The 18,600-nt window shown below is 67.0% G+C and carries 17 protein-coding genes; 4 read left to right on the forward strand and 13 right to left on the reverse strand.

Going from position 1 to position 18,600, the window contains the following annotated elements; translation table 11 throughout:
• Positions 1 to 72: 72 nt before the first annotated feature.
• The 13 genes from groL to ccsA form a co-directional block, all read right to left on the reverse strand.
• On the reverse strand, positions 73 to 1,725 hold the full coding sequence (gene groL, locus Q0996_RS06890; protein WP_299617061.1) for a chaperonin GroEL: 1,653 nt from the start codon (positions 1,723 to 1,725) through the stop codon (positions 73 to 75).
• 15 nt (positions 1,726 to 1,740) lie between these two features.
• Positions 1,741 to 2,028, reverse strand: coding sequence for a co-chaperone GroES (gene groES, locus Q0996_RS06895; protein WP_299617062.1), 288 nt, complete (start codon positions 2,026 to 2,028; stop codon positions 1,741 to 1,743).
• Between the two features lie 125 nt (positions 2,029 to 2,153).
• Positions 2,154 to 3,503 carry a GTPase HflX gene (hflX, locus tag Q0996_RS06900; RefSeq protein ID WP_299617063.1) on the reverse strand — a complete coding sequence of 450 codons (1,350 nt, stop codon included), beginning with the start codon at positions 3,501 to 3,503 and terminating at the stop codon, positions 2,154 to 2,156.
• A gap of 131 nt (positions 3,504 to 3,634) precedes the next feature.
• Positions 3,635 to 3,886, reverse strand: a complete 252-nt coding sequence (gene hfq, locus Q0996_RS06905) for an RNA chaperone Hfq (RefSeq protein WP_299617064.1) — start codon at positions 3,884 to 3,886, stop codon at positions 3,635 to 3,637.
• Between the two features lie 208 nt (positions 3,887 to 4,094).
• Positions 4,095 to 4,757: an HAD family hydrolase gene (locus Q0996_RS06910; RefSeq protein ID WP_299617065.1), complete on the reverse strand. Its 663-nt coding sequence runs from the start codon at positions 4,755 to 4,757 to the stop codon at positions 4,095 to 4,097.
• Positions 4,758 to 4,767: 10 nt separating this feature from the next.
• On the reverse strand, positions 4,768 to 5,631 hold the full coding sequence (locus Q0996_RS06915; protein WP_299617066.1) for a D-amino-acid transaminase: 864 nt from the start codon (positions 5,629 to 5,631) through the stop codon (positions 4,768 to 4,770).
• Positions 5,632 to 5,692: 61 nt separating this feature from the next.
• Complete coding sequence (gene trkA / locus Q0996_RS06920) at positions 5,693 to 7,069, reverse strand: Trk system potassium transporter TrkA (protein WP_299617067.1); 1,377 nt, start codon at positions 7,067 to 7,069, stop codon at positions 5,693 to 5,695.
• 25 nt (positions 7,070 to 7,094) lie between these two features.
• Positions 7,095 to 8,486 carry a sigma-54 dependent transcriptional regulator gene (locus Q0996_RS06925; protein ID WP_299617068.1) on the reverse strand — a complete coding sequence of 464 codons (1,392 nt, stop codon included), beginning with the start codon at positions 8,484 to 8,486 and terminating at the stop codon, positions 7,095 to 7,097.
• On the reverse strand, positions 8,479 to 10,758 hold the full coding sequence (locus tag Q0996_RS06930; protein WP_299617069.1) for a PAS domain-containing sensor histidine kinase: 2,280 nt from the start codon (positions 10,756 to 10,758) through the stop codon (positions 8,479 to 8,481). Before Q0996_RS06930 ends, Q0996_RS06925 begins: the two co-directional genes overlap by 8 nt.
• A 63-nt stretch (positions 10,759 to 10,821) precedes the next feature.
• A complete protein-coding gene (gene ntrC, locus Q0996_RS06935) occupies positions 10,822 to 12,267 on the reverse strand; it encodes a nitrogen regulation protein NR(I) (RefSeq protein WP_299617070.1) in 1,446 nt (481 codons plus the stop codon).
• Complete coding sequence (locus tag Q0996_RS06940; protein ID WP_299617071.1) at positions 12,264 to 13,418, reverse strand: nitrogen regulation protein NR(II); 1,155 nt, start codon at positions 13,416 to 13,418, stop codon at positions 12,264 to 12,266. Before Q0996_RS06940 ends, ntrC begins: the two co-directional genes overlap by 4 nt.
• On the reverse strand, positions 13,415 to 14,413 hold the full coding sequence (dusB, locus tag Q0996_RS06945) for a tRNA dihydrouridine synthase DusB (RefSeq protein WP_299617072.1): 999 nt from the start codon (positions 14,411 to 14,413) through the stop codon (positions 13,415 to 13,417). Before dusB ends, Q0996_RS06940 begins: the two co-directional genes overlap by 4 nt.
• A gap of 235 nt (positions 14,414 to 14,648) precedes the next feature.
• A complete protein-coding gene (ccsA, locus tag Q0996_RS06950) occupies positions 14,649 to 15,449 on the reverse strand; it encodes a cytochrome c biogenesis protein CcsA (RefSeq protein WP_299617073.1) in 801 nt (266 codons plus the stop codon).
• A gap of 260 nt (positions 15,450 to 15,709) precedes the next feature.
• Between ccsA and Q0996_RS06955 the strand changes: the two genes are divergently transcribed.
• From Q0996_RS06955 to Q0996_RS06970, 4 genes are read left to right on the forward strand one after another with little or no spacing between them, the layout of a single operon-like run.
• Entirely contained in the window at positions 15,710 to 16,888 is a 1,179-nt protein-coding gene (locus tag Q0996_RS06955) for a bifunctional 2-C-methyl-D-erythritol 4-phosphate cytidylyltransferase/2-C-methyl-D-erythritol 2,4-cyclodiphosphate synthase (RefSeq protein WP_299617074.1), read from the forward strand.
• Between the two features lie 4 nt (positions 16,889 to 16,892).
• Positions 16,893 to 17,369, forward strand: coding sequence for a phosphatidylglycerophosphatase A (locus Q0996_RS06960; RefSeq protein ID WP_299617075.1), 477 nt, complete (start codon positions 16,893 to 16,895; stop codon positions 17,367 to 17,369).
• A gap of 14 nt (positions 17,370 to 17,383) precedes the next feature.
• Positions 17,384 to 17,857: a nicotinamide-nucleotide amidohydrolase family protein gene (locus Q0996_RS06965; RefSeq protein ID WP_322096655.1), complete on the forward strand. Its 474-nt coding sequence runs from the start codon at positions 17,384 to 17,386 to the stop codon at positions 17,855 to 17,857.
• Positions 17,858 to 18,598: a CPBP family intramembrane glutamic endopeptidase gene (locus tag Q0996_RS06970; RefSeq protein ID WP_299617077.1), complete on the forward strand. Its 741-nt coding sequence runs from the start codon at positions 17,858 to 17,860 to the stop codon at positions 18,596 to 18,598. It begins immediately after the preceding gene.
• The last annotated feature ends 2 nt before the right edge of the window (positions 18,599 to 18,600 follow it).

The raw sequence follows: 18,600 nt of genomic DNA on the forward strand, positions 1-18,600 counted from the left end.
CATTCCCTTAAAAAGCGAAAAGGGCCGCGGCGTGAGCCACGGCCCCTTCCTTCAGTGCCTTGGATGGATGGCTTAGAAGCCCATGCCACCCATGCCGCCCATGCCACCCATGTCGGGCGCCGCCGGCATGGCCGCGTCCTTCTTCTCGGGCTGGTCGGCGACCATGGCTTCGGTCGTGATCAGCAGACCGGCGATCGAAGCGGCGTCCTGCAGCGCGGTGCGCACGACCTTCGTCGGGTCGATGATACCGGCCTTGAACATGTTCACGTACTTGCTGTTCTGGGCATCGAAGCCGAGGGCAGCGTCCTTCGACTCGTTGATCTTGCCGACGACGATGGAGCCCTCGTGGCCCGCGTTCTCGGCGATCTGACGGATCGGCGACTGCAGCGCGCGGCCGACGATCTCGATGCCGACACGCTGGTCGTCGTTGGCAGACTCCACCTTGTTGAGCGCCTTGGCGGCGTTCAGCAGCGCGGTGCCGCCACCGATCACGATGCCTTCCTCGACCGCGGCGCGGGTAGCGTTCATCGCGTCCTCGACGCGATCCTTACGCTCCTTCACCTCGACCTCGGTGGCCCCGCCGACGCGCAGAACGGCAACGCCGCCCGCCAGCTTGGCCAGACGCTCCTGCAGCTTCTCGCGGTCGTAGTCCGAGGTGGTCTCCTCGGCCTGGGCGCGGATCTGCGAACAGCGTCCCGTGATCTCCTTCTTCTTGCCGGCGCCGTCCACCACGGTGGTCTCTTCCTTGGTGATGACCACGCGCTTGGCGGTGCCCAGCATGTCGAGGGTGGTGTTCTCCAGCTTGATGCCGAGATCCTCGGAGATCACCTGGCCGCCGGTGAGGATCGCGATGTCCTCCAGCATGGCCTTGCGGCGGTCGCCGAAGCCCGGCGCCTTGACGGCGGCGACCTTCAGGCCACCACGCAGCTTGTTCACCACCAGGGTCGCGAGCGCCTCGCCCTCAACGTCCTCGGCGATGATCAGCAGCGGCCGGCCGGCCTGCACCACGGTCTCGAGCAGCGGCAGCATGGGCTGCAGGCCCGAGAGCTTCTTCTCGTGCAGCAGGATGAAGGGGTTCTCCATCTCGCAGACCATCTTGTCGGCGTTGGTGATGAAGTAGGGCGAGAGGTAGCCGCGGTCGAACTGCATGCCTTCGACGACATCCAGCTCGGTCTCCAGGGCCTTGGCCTCCTCGACCGTGATCACACCTTCCTTGCCGACCCGCTCCATCGCCTCAGCGATCATGGAGCCGATCTCACCTTCGCCGTTGGCGGAGATGGTGCCGACCTGGGCAACCTCGGCCGTGGTGGAGATCTTTTTGGACTTCTTCTGCAGTTCGGTGACGATGGCGTCGACCGCCAGATCCACACCGCGCTTCAGGTCCATGGGGTTCATGCCGGCGGCCACCGCCTTGGCACCTTCCCGCACGATCGCCTGGGCCAGGACCGTCGCCGTGGTGGTGCCGTCGCCGGCCACGTCGTTGGTCTTGGAAGCGTCCTCGCGCACCATCTGCGCGCCCATGTTCTCGAACTTGTCGGAGAGCTCGATCTCCTTGGCAACCGTCACACCGTCCTTGGTGGTGCGCGGCGCGCCGAAGGACTTGTCGATCACCACATTACGGCCCTTGGGACCGAGGGTGACCTTCACGGAGTCCGCCAGGATGTCGACACCGCGGAGCATGCGGGTGCGGGCATCGGCGCCGAATTTAACGTCTTTCGCAGCCATCAGTACATCTCTTCCTTATTGCATTACGCCCATGATGTCGGATTCACGCATGATCAGCATGGACTTGCCGTCCAGCTTCACCTCGGTGCCCGACCACTTGCCGTAAAGGACCTTGTCGCCCTTCTTGACGTCCAGCGCATTGAGCTTGCCGTCGTCGCCGCGGCTACCGGGGCCAACGGCGAGAACCTTGCCTTGCACGGGCTTCTCTTTCGCCGTGTCCGGGATGATGATGCCGCCGGCGGTCTTCTGTTCCTCGTCCAACGGCTCGACCACGACACGGTCATGCAGAGGCCTAAATTTCATGGAAACTCCACCCTGTGTGAGTTGGATTGAACTGGCTCGAGCCGCCGGAGCCAGGCCCGGCAGCCCTTGTTAGCACTCACTTCAGGCGAGTGCTAGCGAGCATATATAGGGCCCAGGGCCGAGAGTCAACCGCTCTGCAAATGGCTCTCAACAGGCTCCTCGGCCGCCTGGAGGCTTTTGGCCAGTTCGGTATTCGATTGAAGGAGCTCCGGAAACTTCTTGAGAGACCGCTGCAAGTCCTGCGGCGCGATCTTGAGTTCAAGGCGGCTGACCAGATCTTCGTCCTCCCGGCTCAGCACCTCCGCGTGATCGTAGAGCCAGGAGAGCGCCTTGCCGGACGAAAGCGGCAGCGCTAGGCTGACCTGGAGGCGCTTGGCCGAGAGCTCCTGGTCGATCATCGCCAGCACCGCCTCGCAGCCCTCCCCGGTCAGGGCCGAACAGAGCACTACCGGCCGCTCTCCCGCCTCCCGCAGGGTCAGCCGGGCGCGCTCTTCCGGGGCCAGCAGGTCGCTCTTGTTGAGCACCTCCAGCACCCGGCCGGAACCTGCCGCCACGCCAAGGTCCGCCAGCACCGCCTCGACGTCGGCCTGCTGGGCGCGGCTGTCTTCGTGGGCGGCATCCCGGATGTGGAGGATCAGATCCGCTTCCAGCACCTCTTCCAGGGTTGCGCGGAAGGCGGCGATGAGGTCGGTGGGCAGATCGGAGATGAAGCCGACGGTGTCGGACAGGATGGCGATCTGGCCCGAGGGCAGCACCACCCGGCGCATGGTCGGATCCAGGGTCGCGAAAAGCTGGTCCCGCGCCAGAACCTCCGCGTCGGTCAGGCGGTTGAACAGGGTCGACTTACCGGCGTTGGTGTAGCCGACGAAGGCGACCACCGGATAGGGCACCCGCTGGCGGGCACCGCGGTGCAGGCCGCGGGTCCGCTGGACCTGGGCCAATTCCTTCTTCAGCCGAGTGATGCGCTCGGTGATCAGGCGGCGGTCGATCTCCAACTGGCTTTCGCCGGGCCCGCCCATGAAGCCGAAGCCGCCGCGCTGGCGCTCCAGGTGGGTCCAGGAGCGCACCAGGCGGGAGCGTTGGTAGCTGAGCGCCGCCAGTTCCACTTGCAGCTTGCCCTCCTTGGTGCGGGCGCGGGCGCCGAAGATCTCCAGGATCAGGCCGGTGCGGTCGATCACCTTACACTGCCAGGCCTGCTCGAGATTGCGCTGCTGCACCGGGGTCAGCGCGGCATCGATCACCGCCACCGAAATCTCGTGCTCGGCGATGGTCTCGCTCAGGCGTTCGACCACGCCGCCGCCGATCAGGGTTGCGGGGCGGGCCTGCTTCACCGCGACGACTTCGCCCAGCACCACATCGAGCCCGATGGCGGCGGCGAGCCCCATCGCCTCGTCGAGGCGCGCCTCGGCCGAGCGCAGGCGCGGCGCCGAGCCGGCCTGGATGTCGGGGTGCACAACCAGCGCGAAATCAGTCATCGACCACGGCGACGCCACGGACGCCGCCCCTCTTGTTCAGGATCCAGTAGGCCCCGGGCACAGCAAACGCCTTCGCCGCCCCGAACCCGTTTTGTCCGGAACGTCGGCAGTGCCCGCCTGGCTGGCCGGTCCTACGCGGTTTCTTCTTCTTTCGACGGCTCAAAGAGTTGAACCGGAGTCGCCGGCATGACGGTGGAAATCGCGTGCTTGTAGACCAGCTGCGAATGCGCGTCCCGGCGCAGGAGGACAGAGAAATTGTCAAACCAGGTAACAATTCCCTGCAGCTTCACGCCGTTGACCAGAAATACTGTGACAGGCACTTTGTTCTTACGAATGTGATTGAGGAATACATCCTGAACGCTTTGGTTCTTTTCTGCGGCCATTTTTTTACACCTTTATTGTTTTTCTTAAGTGGACTTGTTCTTGATCGGCCTTCTTGCACCTTTATTGATGCTGTCGATCACCTTCTATTAGCACCAAGAGTATAGCGCGGCCGGCGCTATCTTTCAGCCTTCCCTACCATGGCTTCGTTGGAATGGAAATTGACCCTGCCCTAAAGGTGAGGACGCCGCTTGGGAAGTCAAGCCCCTCTTAGCCGAGGTGATCCCGAACCAGCCGCGAAAGTCCTGCGCAATCGGGCACATGGCGGTCAAGGAGCGCCGGCGCGAACTCGTCCTCACCTGGGACCTCCGCGCGCAACAGGATGGCACTGCAGCCGCTGTTCTGCGCGCAGAGAAGGTCGACATCGGTATCGCCGACGAACCAGACGTCGCGCCCCGGCGCGACTCCACTGCCGGCCAAAGCATGATCGACTACCTCGGCCGCCGGCTTGTCGCGTACCGCGTCCAACGCCCCGACCACCGCGATGAAGTGGCGGTCCCAGCCAAGGTGTTGGGCCTCGCGCCGCAGCAGCTCACCCTTCTTGTTGCTCACCACGGCGAGCTTCACGTCGCCCAGCCCGGCCAGTTCCTGCAACAGTGCCTCGGCTCCGGGCAGCGGGGTCAGGCGGTCCAGATGGATCGCACTGAAAGCGCTGTAGAAGATCTCCGTCGCCTCCCCGGCCCGCTCCCCGAACAACTCCGGAAAGCTGTCGCGCGCCGACTTACGCACCTTGCGGCGGGCCTCCTCCAGGGTCCAGGGCCGCTGGCCCATGGCCTCGAAGGTCGCCGTCAAGGCCTGATGAATCACGACCCAGCTATCGACCAGCGTGTTGTCCCAGTCGAAGAGAATGGCCTTCGGCGCCGGAAGGGTCATGCGGGCGCACTCACGCGGATTGCCGCAGAGACTGCATATAGTCCACGTAGTGCTGGCGAAGTTTGCCGGTGAGGATGCCCGGATGTCCGTTGCCCACCGGCTGGCCGTCGATCTGGGTGACCGGCAGGACGAAGGAGGTGCTGGAGGTGATGAAGGCTTCGCGCGCCGCCTTGGCCTCGTCGACGGAGAAGGACCGTTCCTCCAGGGCATAGCCCTCCGCCCGGATGAGATCCAGGAGGGTCAGCCGGGTGATCCCGTTGAGGATGGCGTTGGTGGCATCGCGGGTGACCACGCGGTTGCCGTCGGTGACGATCCAGGCATTGGTGGAGGTGCCTTCGGTCACCATCCCCTCGCGGTCGACCTGCCAGGCCTCGTAGGCGCCCGCCTCCGTCGCCGCCTGCTTGCCCAGCACGTTGGGCAGCAGCGAGACCGACTTGATGTCGCAGCGCGCCCAGCGCTGGTCCGGCAGGGTCACGACCTTCAGCCCCTGCCGCAGCAGCGCCTCGCTGTGGGGTTTCATCTGCTTTGTGGTCAGGACCAGGGCCGGCTTCGACTTTTTGGGAAATTTGTGATCGCGGGGCGCCACGCCGCGGGTGACCTGCATGTAGAGGATGCCGTTGGTCAGTCCGTTGCGCCGGATCAGCTCGCGGCAGATCAGCTTCAAGGCCGGGCGGGACAGCGGCTGGGGAATGCGCAGTTCTGAGAGGGAGCGGTCCAGCCGGTCGAGATGCATGTCCTCGTCCACCAGGATGGTGTTGAAGACCGGCACAACCTCATAGACCCCGTCGGCGAACTGATAGCCGCGGTCCTCTATGTGGACCGTCGCCGCCCCATGGGGCAGGTAGCGGCCGTTGACGTAGGCTAAACGCGGCATAGGTCACCTTCTCCCTTCAAGATCCGCCGCCGGCCGGGCCGGCTGTCGCAGGCCGCGAAGTCTAGAAAAACTCCAGTTTCACGGCAAAGAGCTTCTCGACCCGTTTCACGGCGTCGGAGCGCGCGAAGATCACCACCAGGTCGTTGGCTCGCGTCACCGTGTCGCCGCGCGGGATGATCACCTGGTCGCCACGGACGATGGCACCGACGATTACGCCGTCGGGCAGACGCGCCTCGCGGATTGGCACACCAACCAAGCTGGAGGTCTCCAGCGCTTCCGCCTCGATCACCTCGCCGAAGCCCTCGCTCAGGGAATGGACGGACCGGATGCGTCCGCGGCGCACGTGCTGCAGGATGGTCGAGACTGTGATCGCCCGCGGGCTCACCACCGTGTCGATGCCCAGGGTCCCGATCAGCGGGCCGTAGGAAGTCTTGTTGATCAGGGTCACGGCCCGACCGCAGCCGTAGCGCTTGGCCAGCAGCGAGGTCAGGATGTTCACCTCATCGTCGTTGGAGACCGCGATCACCGTCTCGGCCTTGGCCGCATTGGCCTCTTCCAGGATCTCGGTATCCAGGGCGTCGCCGTGGATGACCACCGTGCGTTCCAGCGCCTGGGCCACCGTCTCCGCGCGGCGCTTCTCAACCTCGATGACCTTGAGGTTCACCTGCGGGTGGTTCTTCTCCACCGCCGTCGCCAGGTTGAGGCCGATGTTGCCGCCGCCGATGATGATCACTCGCCGCGCTTCTTTCTCCTCGTGACCAAAGGCCGACATGGTGCGCGCCAGGTGGCTGGTGTCGGCCACCAGATAGACGTCGTCGCCGGGTCGCATGTCGTCGTCCGGCGTCGGCACGAAGCCCTGCCCGTCCCGCGCGATGCCGATGACCACGATGTGCAGATCGGGGAACAGCGCCGTCAGTTGACGCAGCGGGGTGTTGATGACCGGCGTGTCCTCGGTGCAGTGCAGCCCGACCAGACTGACCTTGCCGTCGGCCAGGGGCTGGACGTCGAAAGCGCCGGGCAACTGCAGGCGCCGCTCGATCGCCCGCGCCACCTCGATCTCCGGCGAGATGATGACGTCGATCGGCATGTGGTCGCGGCTGAAGAGATCCGACCAGAGCGGATCGAGGTAGCTCTGCTCGCGGACCCGGGCGATCTTCGTCGGCACGTCGAAGATCGAATGGCAGATCTGGCAGGCCACCATGTTGACCTCGTCGGCATAGGTCACGGCGATGACCATCTCCGCATCGGAGGCCCCGGCGCTCTCCAGCACGTTGGGATGCGAAGCGAAACCGACCAGGCCCTTCACGTCCAGGGAGTCGGTGATCTTCTCGATCAGTTCGCGCGACTGGTCGATGACGGTGATGTCGGCGTTCTCGCTGGAAAGATAGCGCGCGATATTGAAGCCGACCTGACCGGCACCGCAGATGATGACCTTCATGGCTTAGGTTGCCCCGCTCCTTCGATCAGGCCCGCTCGCCCGAGCCGACGCCCAGGGAGCGCAGCTTGCGGTGCAGCGCGGAGCGCTCCATGCCGACGAAGTTGGCGGTGCGCGATATGTTGCCGCCGAAGCGCATCACCTGCGCCTCGAGGTACTTGCGCTCGAAAACCTCCCGCGCCTCGCGCAGCGGCAGCGACATGATCTCCTCACCGGTTTCGCCCGGCAGGGAAGCCGGTGCCGAGGCGCCGATCTCCGGCGGCAGCATGTCTGGCCGGACCGCATCCGGCTGGCCGCCGGGGGCCATGATCAGCACCCATTCGATGACATTGCGGAGTTGCCGCACGTTGCCCGGCCAATCATAAGCCCGCAGCGCCGCCAGGGCATCGTCGCTGAGGCTGCGCGGCGGCAGCCCGGCACTCTCCGCTGCCCGGTCCATGAAAAAGGCGACCAGGTCGGGAATGTCCTCGCGGCGCTCGCGCAAGGCCGGCACCTCGATGGGCACCACGTTCAGCCGGTAGAAGAGGTCCTCGCGGAAGCGGCCCTCCTCGATCAGTGCCGGCAGATCCCGGTTGGTGGAGGCGATCACCCGCACGTCCACGGCCACCCGGCGGTCGTCGCCGACGCGCTGAAAGGTCTGTTCCTGCAGCACCCGGACGATCTTGCCCTGGGTCTCCAGCGGCATGTCGGCCACCTCGTCGAGCAGCAGGGTGCCGCCGTGGGCGCGCTCGAAGGTGCCCACCTTGCCCGGCGAGTCGCTGCCTTCAAGCCCGGGCGCGGTGCCGAAGAGCTCGGACTCGAGCCGGTCCGGATGCATGGTCGCGCAGTTGAGGGCGACGAAGGGGCCGGCCGCGCGGTGCGAACAGGCGTGGAGCTGCCGGGCGACCACTTCCTTGCCCGCCCCCGCCGGTCCGGTGATCAGCACCCGGCTGCCCGTGGGCGCCACCTTGCGGACCGCCTGGCTCACCATGTGGAACCACGGCGAAGACCCGATGAGGTCCGAGGGCTGGCCGGCCCGCAGACGCAGCTCCTCGTTTTCGCTGCGCAGCCGCGCGGCTTCGATAGCGCGCTGAACGATCAGCAGCAGGCGGTCGGACTTGAACGGCTTCTCGATAAAGTCATAGGCGCCCAGCTTGATCGCGTTCACCGCCGTTTCGATGTTGCCGTGGCCGGAGATCATGACGACGGGAACCATGGGGTGCTCGCGCTTGATGATGTCCAGCATCCCCATGCCGTCCAGCTTGGAGTTCTGCAGCCAGATATCCAGGATCACCAGGCTGGGACGGCGGTCGCGCAGCAGGTCGAAGGCGGTATCGCTGTCGCCGGCATCGCGCGTTTCATAGCCCTCGTCCTCGAGGATGCCGGTGATGAGCAGCCGAATGTCGGACTCATCGTCGACGATCAGAATCTCGTCAGCCATGGCCCGCCAGCCGCTCGCCGCTCATCGTCGCTGTCTCCTCCTGCCCCTCTTCCCCGGGCTCGGCTGCATCGTCGCCGACCGGGAAGATCAGGCTCACCACGGCACCGCTGCCTTCTCGGTCTTTCAGCGTCAGCCGGCCGCCGTGGTCTTCCATGATCTTCTTGACGATTGCAAGGCCGAGGCCGGTGCCCCGCTCGCGGGTCGTCACATAAGGCTCGGTCAGGCGGCCCCGGTCCTCCCGCGGCAGCCCCTTGCCGTTGTCCAGCACCTCGACCGTGCAGTGCCGTCCCGAGAGCTCCAGCCGCAACTCAATGGCGCCCGCCGGGGCCTCGGCACCGTCGCGGAAATGCCGGCCCTCGATGGACTCGATGCCGTTCAGGATAAGGTTGGTCAAAGCCTGCACCACCTGCCGGCTGTCACAGGCAAGCACCACCGGGTCTTCCGGAAGCGACAGCGCAAAGGTGATCTCGTGATGGGCTGTCCGCTGGAGGAACACCGCCTGCTCCACCAGCTTCCTGATGTCCTCGCGCTGCATCGCCGGCGCCGGCATGCGCGCGAAGGCCGAAAACTCGTCGACCATGCGGCCGATATCGCCGACGTGGCGCACGATGGTGTCGGTGCAGACCTTGAAGGTCTCCGGGTCGGTGACGATCTGGTTCACGTACTTGCGCTTGAGGCGTTCGGCGGCCAGTTGAATCGGCGTCAGCGGGTTCTTGATCTCATGGGCGATGCGCCGGGCGATGTCCGACCAGGCCGCTTTGCGCTGGGCTGCCAGAAGCTGCGTGATCTCATCGAAAGTCACCACGAAGCCCATGGTGGTGCCGGCTTCGAGCTCCGCGGAAATGCGCACCAGCAGTACCCGTTCAACGCCGGAGCTGTCGGTCAGGGTGATCTGCCGCTGTGCCAGGCGCTCGGGGCGCCGGCGCGCTTCGTCCAACAGATCGCCCACCGCCGGCATCACGCTGGTCAGTGGCTGCCCGCGGAGTTCGTCTGCAGAGATCGAGAGGAACTCACAGGCCATGCGGTTGGCCAGATTGGCGCGCCCGACGTCGTCCAGACCGATCACCCCCGCCGAGACGCCGCCGAGCACAGCCTCGATGAAGCGGCTGCGATAGTCCAACTGGGCATTGGCTTCCAGCAAGGCATCCTGCTGGCGCTCGAGCTGTCCGGTCATCTTGTTGAAGGCGCGGGAAAGGTTGCCGATCTCGTCCCGGCGCGCGGGACCGGCGACGCGCGCGCGGAGATCGCCCTTGCCGACCTGCTCCGCCGCGGCGATCAGGCTGCCGATGGGCCCGGTCATCTGGTTGGCGAAGGCTAGGCCGATCCAGACCGCGACCAGAAGCAGCAGGATCGCCACCACCAGGAAGATCAGGGCAAAGGTGATCTGCAGACTGAAGCGATTTCCCTCAAGCTCCTCGTAGCGTTGGACCGCCCAACGCGTGCTTTCCACATGGCCGAGCACGCGGGAGTCCACCAGGCGGCCGATATAGAGATAGGCGTCGGCGGCGAGATCGAGGCGCACCAGCGCCCGCACCCGGTCTTCTTCTTCCGAGGTCATGATCGCCATGCCTTCGGAACGCGCGCGCCCGAAGGCCCATTCGGGAATCTCCGGATTGAAGGCCAGGAGGAAACTGGAGGAGCGTGCCAGCATGCGCCCGGAACTGTCGTAGACCGCTGCTTCGGTGAGGTAGCGCAGACTGGCCTGGCGGGTCATGACCTTGTTGAACAGCGCCGGATTGTAGGCCAGGGCCGCGCCCCCCTTGTTCAGCACCTGGGCAATCGCCAGGGCGTCGGCGGCAATGGTCTGCTGATGCTCGTCGAGATAGGCGGAGGCGACGGCGCGGGAGTTCTTGATGGCGGCGGAGACCCGCTCGCTGAACCAGAACTCCAGGCCCAGGTCGAACATGATGACCGAGAAGGCCGCCACAAGGATCGTCGGCGCCACCGCCACCAGCGAAAACAGCGCAACCAGGCGGCCGTGCAGCCGTGAGCCCGCGCGGCCCTTCTTGCGCTCGATCCAGAGGATGGCCAGGCGCCGGGTGATCAGCGCGGCCAGCCCGAGGATGACCACCAGGTCGGCCAGCAGCAGCAAGAGAATATGGTTGGTGTTGGCCGCGGTGGAGAGACCGCCGGTCATCGCAACGAAGGTCGCAATGCCGCAGGTCATGCCGGCGACCAGCAGCAGAATGGCCAGACTGCGTTCGAACTTGATCTGGCGGGCCCAGCGCAACAGGCGTTGGCTCCACACCCCCAAGGGGCGCTCCGCCGTCACCATGCTCTCCGAGCCCAGGGCCGGGCCGGAGGCATCCCTCGTCTGTTGTATATTTGCCACAGGCTATTTAAGGCCGCGAATCACCTGGATGTCCAGGTCCCGAATTTTCTTTCGCAAAGTGTTGCGGTTAAGCCCCAGCAGCTTGGCCGCCCGGATCTGATTGCCCCTTGTGGCGGAAAGCGAGAGTTCGATCAAGGGGCGCTCCATCTCCCGCAGCACACGGTCGTAGAGCCCCGGCGCCGGCAGGTTGCCGTCGTGGGCCGCGAAGTAGGACCGCAGATGGTGTTCGACAGCGCTGCCCAGGGATTCCGGCGGCGCCGTGGTTTCCTTGGGACCACCGTCGCCCTCGCTCAACTCGCTTTCGATGACATCCAGGCCAATGGTCTCCTGGCTGTAGAGAACGGTCAGGCGGCGGACCAGGTTCTCAAGCTCGCGGACATTGCCCGGCCATTGATAACTGCGCAAAGCCTCCATGGCCTCGGTATCGAGGGTCTTCGCGGCGAGGCCCTCGCTTTGCGCCTGGGTGAAGAAGTGGCGGATCAGTTCGGGAATGTCTTCGCTGCGTTCGCGCAACGGCGGCAAGCGGATCGGGACCACGCTGAGGCGGTAGAAGAGGTCCTCGCGGAACAGGCCCTGGCGCACCATCTGGCGCAGGTCCCGGTGGGTCGCCGCGACAATGCGCACGTCGGCGCGGATCGGCGTGCGCCCGCCCACCGTCGTGTACTCGCCTTCCTGCAAAACCCGCAGCAGCCGCGTCTGCGCCTCCAGCGGCATGTCGCCGATCTCGTCGAGGAACAGGGTGCCGCCGGTGGCCTGTTCGAAGCGGCCGGAGGAGCGCGTGGCGGCCCCGGTGAAGGCGCCCTTCTCGTGGCCAAAGAGCTCGCTTTCGATCAGTTCCCGGGGAATGGCCGCCATGTTGACGGCGACGAAGGTGCCGCGCCGGCGCTTGCCGTAGTCGTGCAGGGCGCGGGCCGCCAGTTCCTTGCCGGTTCCGGATTCGCCGTAGATCATCACCGTCAGGTCGGTGGGCATCAGCCGCGCCAGAACGCGGTAGATCTCCTGCATCGCCTGGGAGCGCCCGATCAGCGGAAGCTGCTCCTCCTCGCCGCCCTCCTCACCCAGGCCCGCGGCATCGCCGGCCGCCGGCTCGGAGAGCGCGCGGCTGACCACCGAGACCAGTTCGCGCAGGTCGAAGGGCTTGGGCAGATACTCGAAGGCGCCGCGCTCCGTCGCCTTGACGGCGGTGAGGAGGGTGTTCTGCGCCGACATGACGATGATGCGCAGGCCCGGCCGCAGCTTCTTGATGCGCGGGATCAGGTCGAGGCCATTCTCGTCCGGCATCACCACGTCGGTGATCACCAGATCGCCCTCGCCCTCGCTGATCCACTGCCAGAGGTTGGCGGCGTTGCCGGTGGTGCGCACGATGTGGCCCTGACGGCCGAGGGCCTGGGTCAGCACCGTGCGGATCGCCTTGTCGTCGTCGGCGACCAGGATCGTTGCCGCGCTCACGGATTGCCGTCCTCCGCATCGCCTTCCGCGGGATCGCTCTCTTGGGGCGCCATGGGCAGCATGACCCGGAAGGAGGTGCGGCGCGGTTCGCTCTCGAACTCCACCACCCCGCCATGGTCGCCGACGATCTTGGCCACCAGGGCGAGGCCGAGGCCGCTACCGCCGGCCTTGGTGGTGACGAAGGGATCGAAGAGGTGCGGCTGCAGATCCTCAGGAATTCCCGGCCCGTTGTCCTGCACCACCAGGGTCAGGGGCAGGTCGACCCGGCTGCCGCTGCCCGGCACGGCCAGGCGCACACCCTGCTGATAGCGGGTCGAAAGGGTGATCTCGCCCCCTTCCGCCGGCGCCGCCTCGGCGGCGTTTTTCACGAGGTTCAGAATCGCCTGGATCAGCAGGTCGCGGTTGCCGTAGACGGCGGGCAGCGAGGGGTCGTAGTGCTCGACGAAGCGCAGATGCCGCGCGAAGCCGCTCTCGGCAAGCCGGCGCACGTGCTCCAGCACCACATGGATGTTGACCGCCTCGCGGGCCAGCGGGCGCTGATCGGAGAACATTTCCATGCGATCCACCAGGGCGACGATGCGGTCCGCCTCCTCGCAGATCAGGCGGGTCAACTGGTGGTCCTCCGGATCGGCGTTCTGCTCCAGCAGTTGCGCCGCGCCGCGAATGCCGGAGAGCGGGTTCTTCACCTCGTGCGCCAGCATGGCCGCCATGGCCGTCACCGAGCGCGCGGCGCTGCGGTGGACCAACTGGTGATCGATCTTGCGGGCGATGGAGCGTTCGTGGATCGAGACCACCACGCTGCCCGGAACGTCCGCCAACACCGCCGCGTCGATGGAAACGAAGTGGGAGCCGATCTTGGGGCCGGTCAGAGTGACGCCGGCCTCGGAAATCGAGTGTCCACCCTCGCGCGCCTGGCGAATCAGGTCGAGGACGGGGCTGTCTTCCGGCAGCAGGTCGAGCAGCGGCCGTCCGATCAGGGTGCTGCGCGAGGAGGCGAAGAACTGTTCGGCCGCCTGATTGACGAAGCTGATGCAACTTCGCACGTCGACGACGAACAACGGCACCGAAAGTGCGGCCAGCACCCCGCCGGGGTCCGGCAGTTGCGGGTCGTCGGAATTGCGGGCGAAGAGCCCGGTGACGCGGGCGATCATGCCGCGGCCTTCAGGGCGCCGGACTCGGCCAGTCCCTGGATCATGTCCTTGACCTTCTCCGGATCCTCTTCGCGGTAGACCGCCGCACGGAAGCTGGCCGCGCCGGGAATGCCTTTGGCGTACCAGCCGAGATGCTTGCGCGCGATGCGCACGCCGGTGTGGGTGCCGTAGAGCGTAAGCAGGCCCTCGTAGTGTTCCAGCATCACCTCAATGCGGGTGGCGAGAGACGGCTCGTCCGCCGCTGCCGCCCCGCGCAGATGGTCGATGACCTGGCGCAGGAACCAGGGGCGACCGTAGGCGCCGCGGCCGATCATCACCCCGTCGGCGCCGGATCGCTGCAGCGCCTCGGCAGCGTCTTCCACACTGTCGATGTCGCCGTTGACGATCACCGGCAGGGAGACGGCATCCTTGACTGCGGCGACGAAATCCCAGTCGGCCTCGCCTTGATACTTCTGGCAACGGGTGCGGCCGTGCACCGTGATCATCCTGACCCCGCAGTCCTCGGCCATGCGGGCGATCACCGGCGCGTTGCGGTTCTCCCGGTTCCAGCCGGTGCGCATCTTCACGGTGACCGGCAGGTCCACGGCCCGCACCACCGCGGCCATGATCCGCCCGGCCAGCCCCTCGTCCTGCATGATGGCCGAGCCGCAGGCTTTGTTGGTCACCTTCTTGGCCGGACAGCCGAAGTTGATGTCGATGATCGCGGCACCACGGTCGGCGTTCAGCTTCGCCGCCTCGGCCATCACGCTCGGATCGCTGCCGGCAAGCTGCACCGAAAGCGGAAACTCCTCGGCGCAGGAGCCGGACATCTTGCGGGATTCCTTCACCGAGTCCTGCATCTGCCGGACCATGGCGTTGCTGGCGATCATCTCCGAGACCACCAAGCCGGCCCCGAAGCGCTTTACCAGGCGCCGGAAAACCTGGTCCGTCACCCCCGACATGGGGGCGAGAAAGACCGGTTCGTCGATCCGCAGATCTCCGATGGCAATAGCCAAAAAACACACTCCTCCCCGGGCCGGGCCGCAAGACTGAACACCTGACTGATCGCCTTGACCGGCCGCCGATTTCCGCTGCGATGGGTCCGAGACCCTAGACCTTCTCTCGGCGGTCGCGCGGGGATTGATGCACAATTATTAGGCGCTGTCACGCCGATCCGGAGCATATCGGGAGGAATTTGGCCGGTCTGCCCGTAAAAAGGGCAATCGCGTGGACTCTGCCCTTCCGGCTAGCTCAGGACACCAGGTAGCCGGAGACGAACTTCACCCCGGGGTAGGCCAGGGTCAGCAGCAGGTAGGCCAACAGCACCAGCCGGGCGGCGCGGCGTCCCCGGAGCCCGCTGCGGTGGTGTAGGACCAGCAGCAGTCCGATAAAGGCGAAAGCCAGCAGCGACAGCAGTGTCTTATGATCCAGCTCGAAGACAATGCCGGAAGTCACGTAAAGTTTTGATATTCCTGTCGCGATACCGAGGCCGAGCACGACCTCTGCGGCGATCAGCAGGCGCAGCACCAGCCGTTCGGCGTCGGCCACCGAGGGCAGCATGCGCGTGAAACCGCTGGGCGCCCGCCGCTTCAGCGCGCCCTCCTGGATAAAGGCGGCGGCAGCAGCGACGGCGGCCAGGGTGCAGAGCCCGTAGGTGGCCACCGAGAGCGCGATATGCACCGCCAGCCAGGCATCGAATTCTGTCGACAGCGCCAGTTCCCGGCCCAGCGGCACCAGCCCGGTGCCGAGGATCCCCAGCAGCAGCGCATAGGGCAGCAGCAGCGGCGCGAGGCGGGAGGCTTCCCGCACCAGCAGCACCAGAACAGCGTAGAGCCCCAGGGAAACAGCCACCGCCAGCCAGAGCGCCGCCGGCAGGTTGCCCTCCCAATGCTCCGCCAGGGCCGCCGCCGAATAGGCCGCCGGCCCGGCGATGGCGGCTCCGAGCAGCAGCCAGAAGATCAGGTCCGCCTTGGCCCCGCGGCGGGCGAAGGGCAGCAGGGTCGCCGGCAGCAGCGACAAAAGCGCGGAGAAGGACAGCACCAGCGGATTCATGATGGTCCCTATATATCACCTCCCGGCGGTGTCACCAGCGTCCATTGCGAGTCATTTGCAGGTACACCGGGTCACGGCGCCGGATCGGTTGGTGCGCCGCCGCCGGGACCGCGAAAGATGAGAGCCGCCCCGCCTCCGAAATCGCCCCTTAAATTGCCCCTGCCAAACGGTTTCAAATGACAAAGCCATGCTCTAGGCTCCCCCGCGGGCGGACTCGGGCAGTCCGCCGGCAAGTCCAGTCTGCCGGAGAGCCTTTCCACGTGAAGACAGCAGCCGCGCTGATTGTCGCTGCAGGGCGGGGGCGCCGCTTCGGCGGCGAGTTGCCGAAACAGTACGCAGACCTGGGGGGCATCCCGGTGCTGCGCCACTGCCTCATGGCCTTTCAGGCGCATCCGCGCATCACCCGTATCCGCACGGTGATCCACCCGGACGACCGACCGCTCTTTGACGCGGCGGCGGAGAAGCTGGGCGTCGACGCGCCGGTGCCCGGCGGGGAGAGCCGTCAGGATTCGGTCCGCCTCGGTCTGGAGAGCTTCGAAGAAGACGCGCCGGATCTGGTGCTGATCCACGACGGCGCCCGGCCCTTCATCGAAGAGGGTGTCATCGGCCGCGTGCTGGACGCTCTGCAGGAGGCGGCCGGCGCCATCGCCGCCCTACCCCTGGTCGACACCCTGAAGCGCGGGCGCGACGGCAGCGTGCTGTCCACCGAGGACCGCAGCGAGCTGTGGCGCGCCCAGACGCCCCAGGGCTTCCGCTATCCCGAAATCCTCACCGCCCACCGCGCCGCCGTCGGCAAGACCCTGACCGACGATGCCGCCGTTGCCGAACTGGCCGGCCTCTCCGTCGCCCTGGTGGAAGGCGGGCAGGAGAACATCAAGGTCACCACCCAGGAGGACCTGGAGGGGGCCGAGCGCTGGCTGCGCGGCGGCCAGGTGATGGACACGCGGGTCGGCCAGGGCTTCGACGTGCATGCCTTCGGGCCCGGCGACCACGTCACCCTCTGCGGCCTGCGCCTCGACCACGACCAGGCGCTGGTCGGCCATTCCGATGCCGACGTCGGGCTGCACGCCCTGACCGACGCCATCCTCGGCGCGCTGGGTGCCGGCGACATCGGCAGCCACTTCCCGCCCAGCGATCCGCAGTGGCGCGGCGCCGACTCCAGCCTCTTCATCGGTCATGCCTGCGAGCTGGTGAGGGCGCGGGGCGGGCGCATCACCCACATCGACCTGACGCTGATCTGCGAGCGCCCGAAGATCGGCCCCCATCGCGAAGCAATGATCTCGAAGCTGTCCGAGCTGCTGGCGCTGCCTGCCGACCGCATCAGCGTGAAGGCGACCACCACCGAGCGGCTGGGCTTTCTCGGACGCGGCGAGGGCATCGCCGCCCATGCCACCGCGACCCTGGCCCTCCCGGCGGTTCCCCTGTCGAAAGGGCCATAGGCCCGTGGCGGCACTCTCCCCCTGGCACCCGGCCGCCCTCATCGCCACCTGGTTCGGCAGCGGGCTGCTGCCTGCCGCCCCCGGCACCTGGGGCTCCCTGGCGGCCCTGCCCGTCGGCCTCTTAGTGGTCTGGGCGGGTGGGCCACTGGCGCTGCTGCTTGCTGCGGCCGCGCTGCTGCTCCTCGGGCTCTGGGCCTCGGCCCGCTACGAGGCCGCGGCACAGCGCAAGGACCCCGGTGAGATCGTCGTCGACGAGGTGGTGGGCCAGTGGCTGGCGCTGGTCCCCGCCGGGCTCGCGCCCCTGGGCATCCTCCTCGCCTTCTGCTTCTTCCGCCTCTTCGATGTCGCCAAGCCCTGGCCGGTGAGCTGGGCCGACCGCGCCCTGCCCGGTGCCTGGGGCATCATGCTGGACGACGTCTTCGCCGGGCTCTACGCCGCGCTCTTCACCTATGGCGCCCTCTGGCTCTGGGGCAGCCTGTGAGCTTCGACACCCCAATTCTGGAGGCCGCTACGGCCCTGCTGGAGCGCTGCCGCGCAAAGGGGCTGCACATCGCCACGGCGGAGTCCTGCACCGGCGGCCTCATCGCCGGGGCGCTCACCGAGATCGCCGGTTCCTCCGACGTGGTGGAGCGCGGCTTCGTCACCTATTCCAACGAGGCCAAGCAGGAGATGCTGGCGGTGCCCGAAGCGATGATCGCCGCCCACGGCGCGGTCAGCGCGGAGGTGGCCGAGGCCATGGCCCTGGGCGCCCTCGCCCGCTCCGGCGCCGCGCTCGCCGTCTCCGCCACCGGCATCGCCGGGCCCGGCGGCGCCACGGCGGACAAGCCCGTGGGCCTGGTCTATCTCGGCATCGCCCGCCGAGGCGGGCACGCCAAGGCCGAGCGCTTCGTCTTCGCCGGCGACCGCGCGGCCGTGCGCCAGGCCACGGTGGCCGAGGCCCTGCGCCTGCTGGACGAGGCGGCCGCCTAGGTGTTTTCGCGGAGCGACGGCCGCCCGCCCCTGCCGGCCCTGCGCCTCGGGGACGTTCTGCTGCTGCTGGCGCTCTTCGTCGCCCTCAGCGTCGGGCTCGGCTTGGCGCAAGGGCGCTTCGCCGAGATCATGGATGCGCGGCTCCCCGAGGGGCTCTCGCAGGGCGGCCTGGTGCCCATCATCCTCCTGCAGTCGGCCCTCACCATCCTGCTGGTCTACATCCTGATCGTGTGGCGGCGCGGCATCCCCTGGGCGGCGCTGGGCTTCCGGCGGGCCGAACGCCGCTGGTATCGCCTGGCCATTGCCGGCGGCCTTGCCTGCGTGCCCCTGGTGGCGCTCTCCCGCCTCCTCTTCGAGCCGCTGCTCGAGGACTCCTTCGTGAACCCGCAGTTGGAGGTGCTGGGCGCCGGCGGCTTCAGCCTCAGCAACCTGCTGATCCTGCTGGTGCTGGTGGGCGTCTTGGCACCGGTGACCGAGGAGTTGCTGTTCCGCGGCCTTCTGTACCCGCTGCTGCGCCGCTGGATGCCGTTTCTCTTCGCCGGCCTCCTCAGCGCCCTCTGCTTCGCCGCCCTGCACTGGATCCCGCCGCTGGTCCCGGCCTTCACCCTCATGGGCCTCGTCCTCGCCGCCGCCCGCGAGTGGAGCGGCTCCGTCTGGCCCCCCATCATCATCCACAGCCTCTTCAACAGCCTGAACCTGGTCACCTTCTTCGCCGCGCTGGGGATGGGTCAGGCGGGGTAGCG

The sequence above is a fragment of the Pelagibius sp. genome, assembly GCF_028289705.1.
Classification (GTDB): Bacteria; Pseudomonadota; Alphaproteobacteria; order Kiloniellales; family Kiloniellaceae; genus Pelagibius.

Excerpts from the sequence above, each read along its gene's own strand:
- hfq (WP_299617064.1), bottom strand. The coding sequence starts at position 3,886 with ATGGCCGCAGAAAAGAACCAAAGCGTTCAGGATGTATTCCTCAATCAC.
- groL (WP_299617061.1), bottom strand. The coding sequence starts at position 1,725 with ATGGCTGCGAAAGACGTTAAATTCGGCGCCGATGCCCGCACCCGCATG.
- trkA (WP_299617067.1), bottom strand. The coding sequence starts at position 7,069 with ATGAAGGTCATCATCTGCGGTGCCGGTCAGGTCGGCTTCAATATCGCG.
- Q0996_RS06910 (WP_299617065.1), bottom strand. The coding sequence starts at position 4,757 with ATGACCCTTCCGGCGCCGAAGGCCATTCTCTTCGACTGGGACAACACG.
- hflX (WP_299617063.1), bottom strand. The coding sequence starts at position 3,503 with ATGACTGATTTCGCGCTGGTTGTGCACCCCGACATCCAGGCCGGCTCG.
- ccsA (WP_299617073.1), bottom strand. The coding sequence starts at position 15,449 with ATGAATCCGCTGGTGCTGTCCTTCTCCGCGCTTTTGTCGCTGCTGCCG.
- Q0996_RS06915 (WP_299617066.1), bottom strand. The coding sequence starts at position 5,631 with ATGCCGCGTTTAGCCTACGTCAACGGCCGCTACCTGCCCCATGGGGCG.
- groES (WP_299617062.1), bottom strand. The coding sequence starts at position 2,028 with ATGAAATTTAGGCCTCTGCATGACCGTGTCGTGGTCGAGCCGTTGGAC.
- Q0996_RS06925 (WP_299617068.1), bottom strand. The coding sequence starts at position 8,486 with ATGGCTGACGAGATTCTGATCGTCGACGATGAGTCCGACATTCGGCTG.
- Q0996_RS06940 (WP_299617071.1), bottom strand. The coding sequence starts at position 13,418 with ATGATCGCCCGCGTCACCGGGCTCTTCGCCCGCAATTCCGACGACCCG.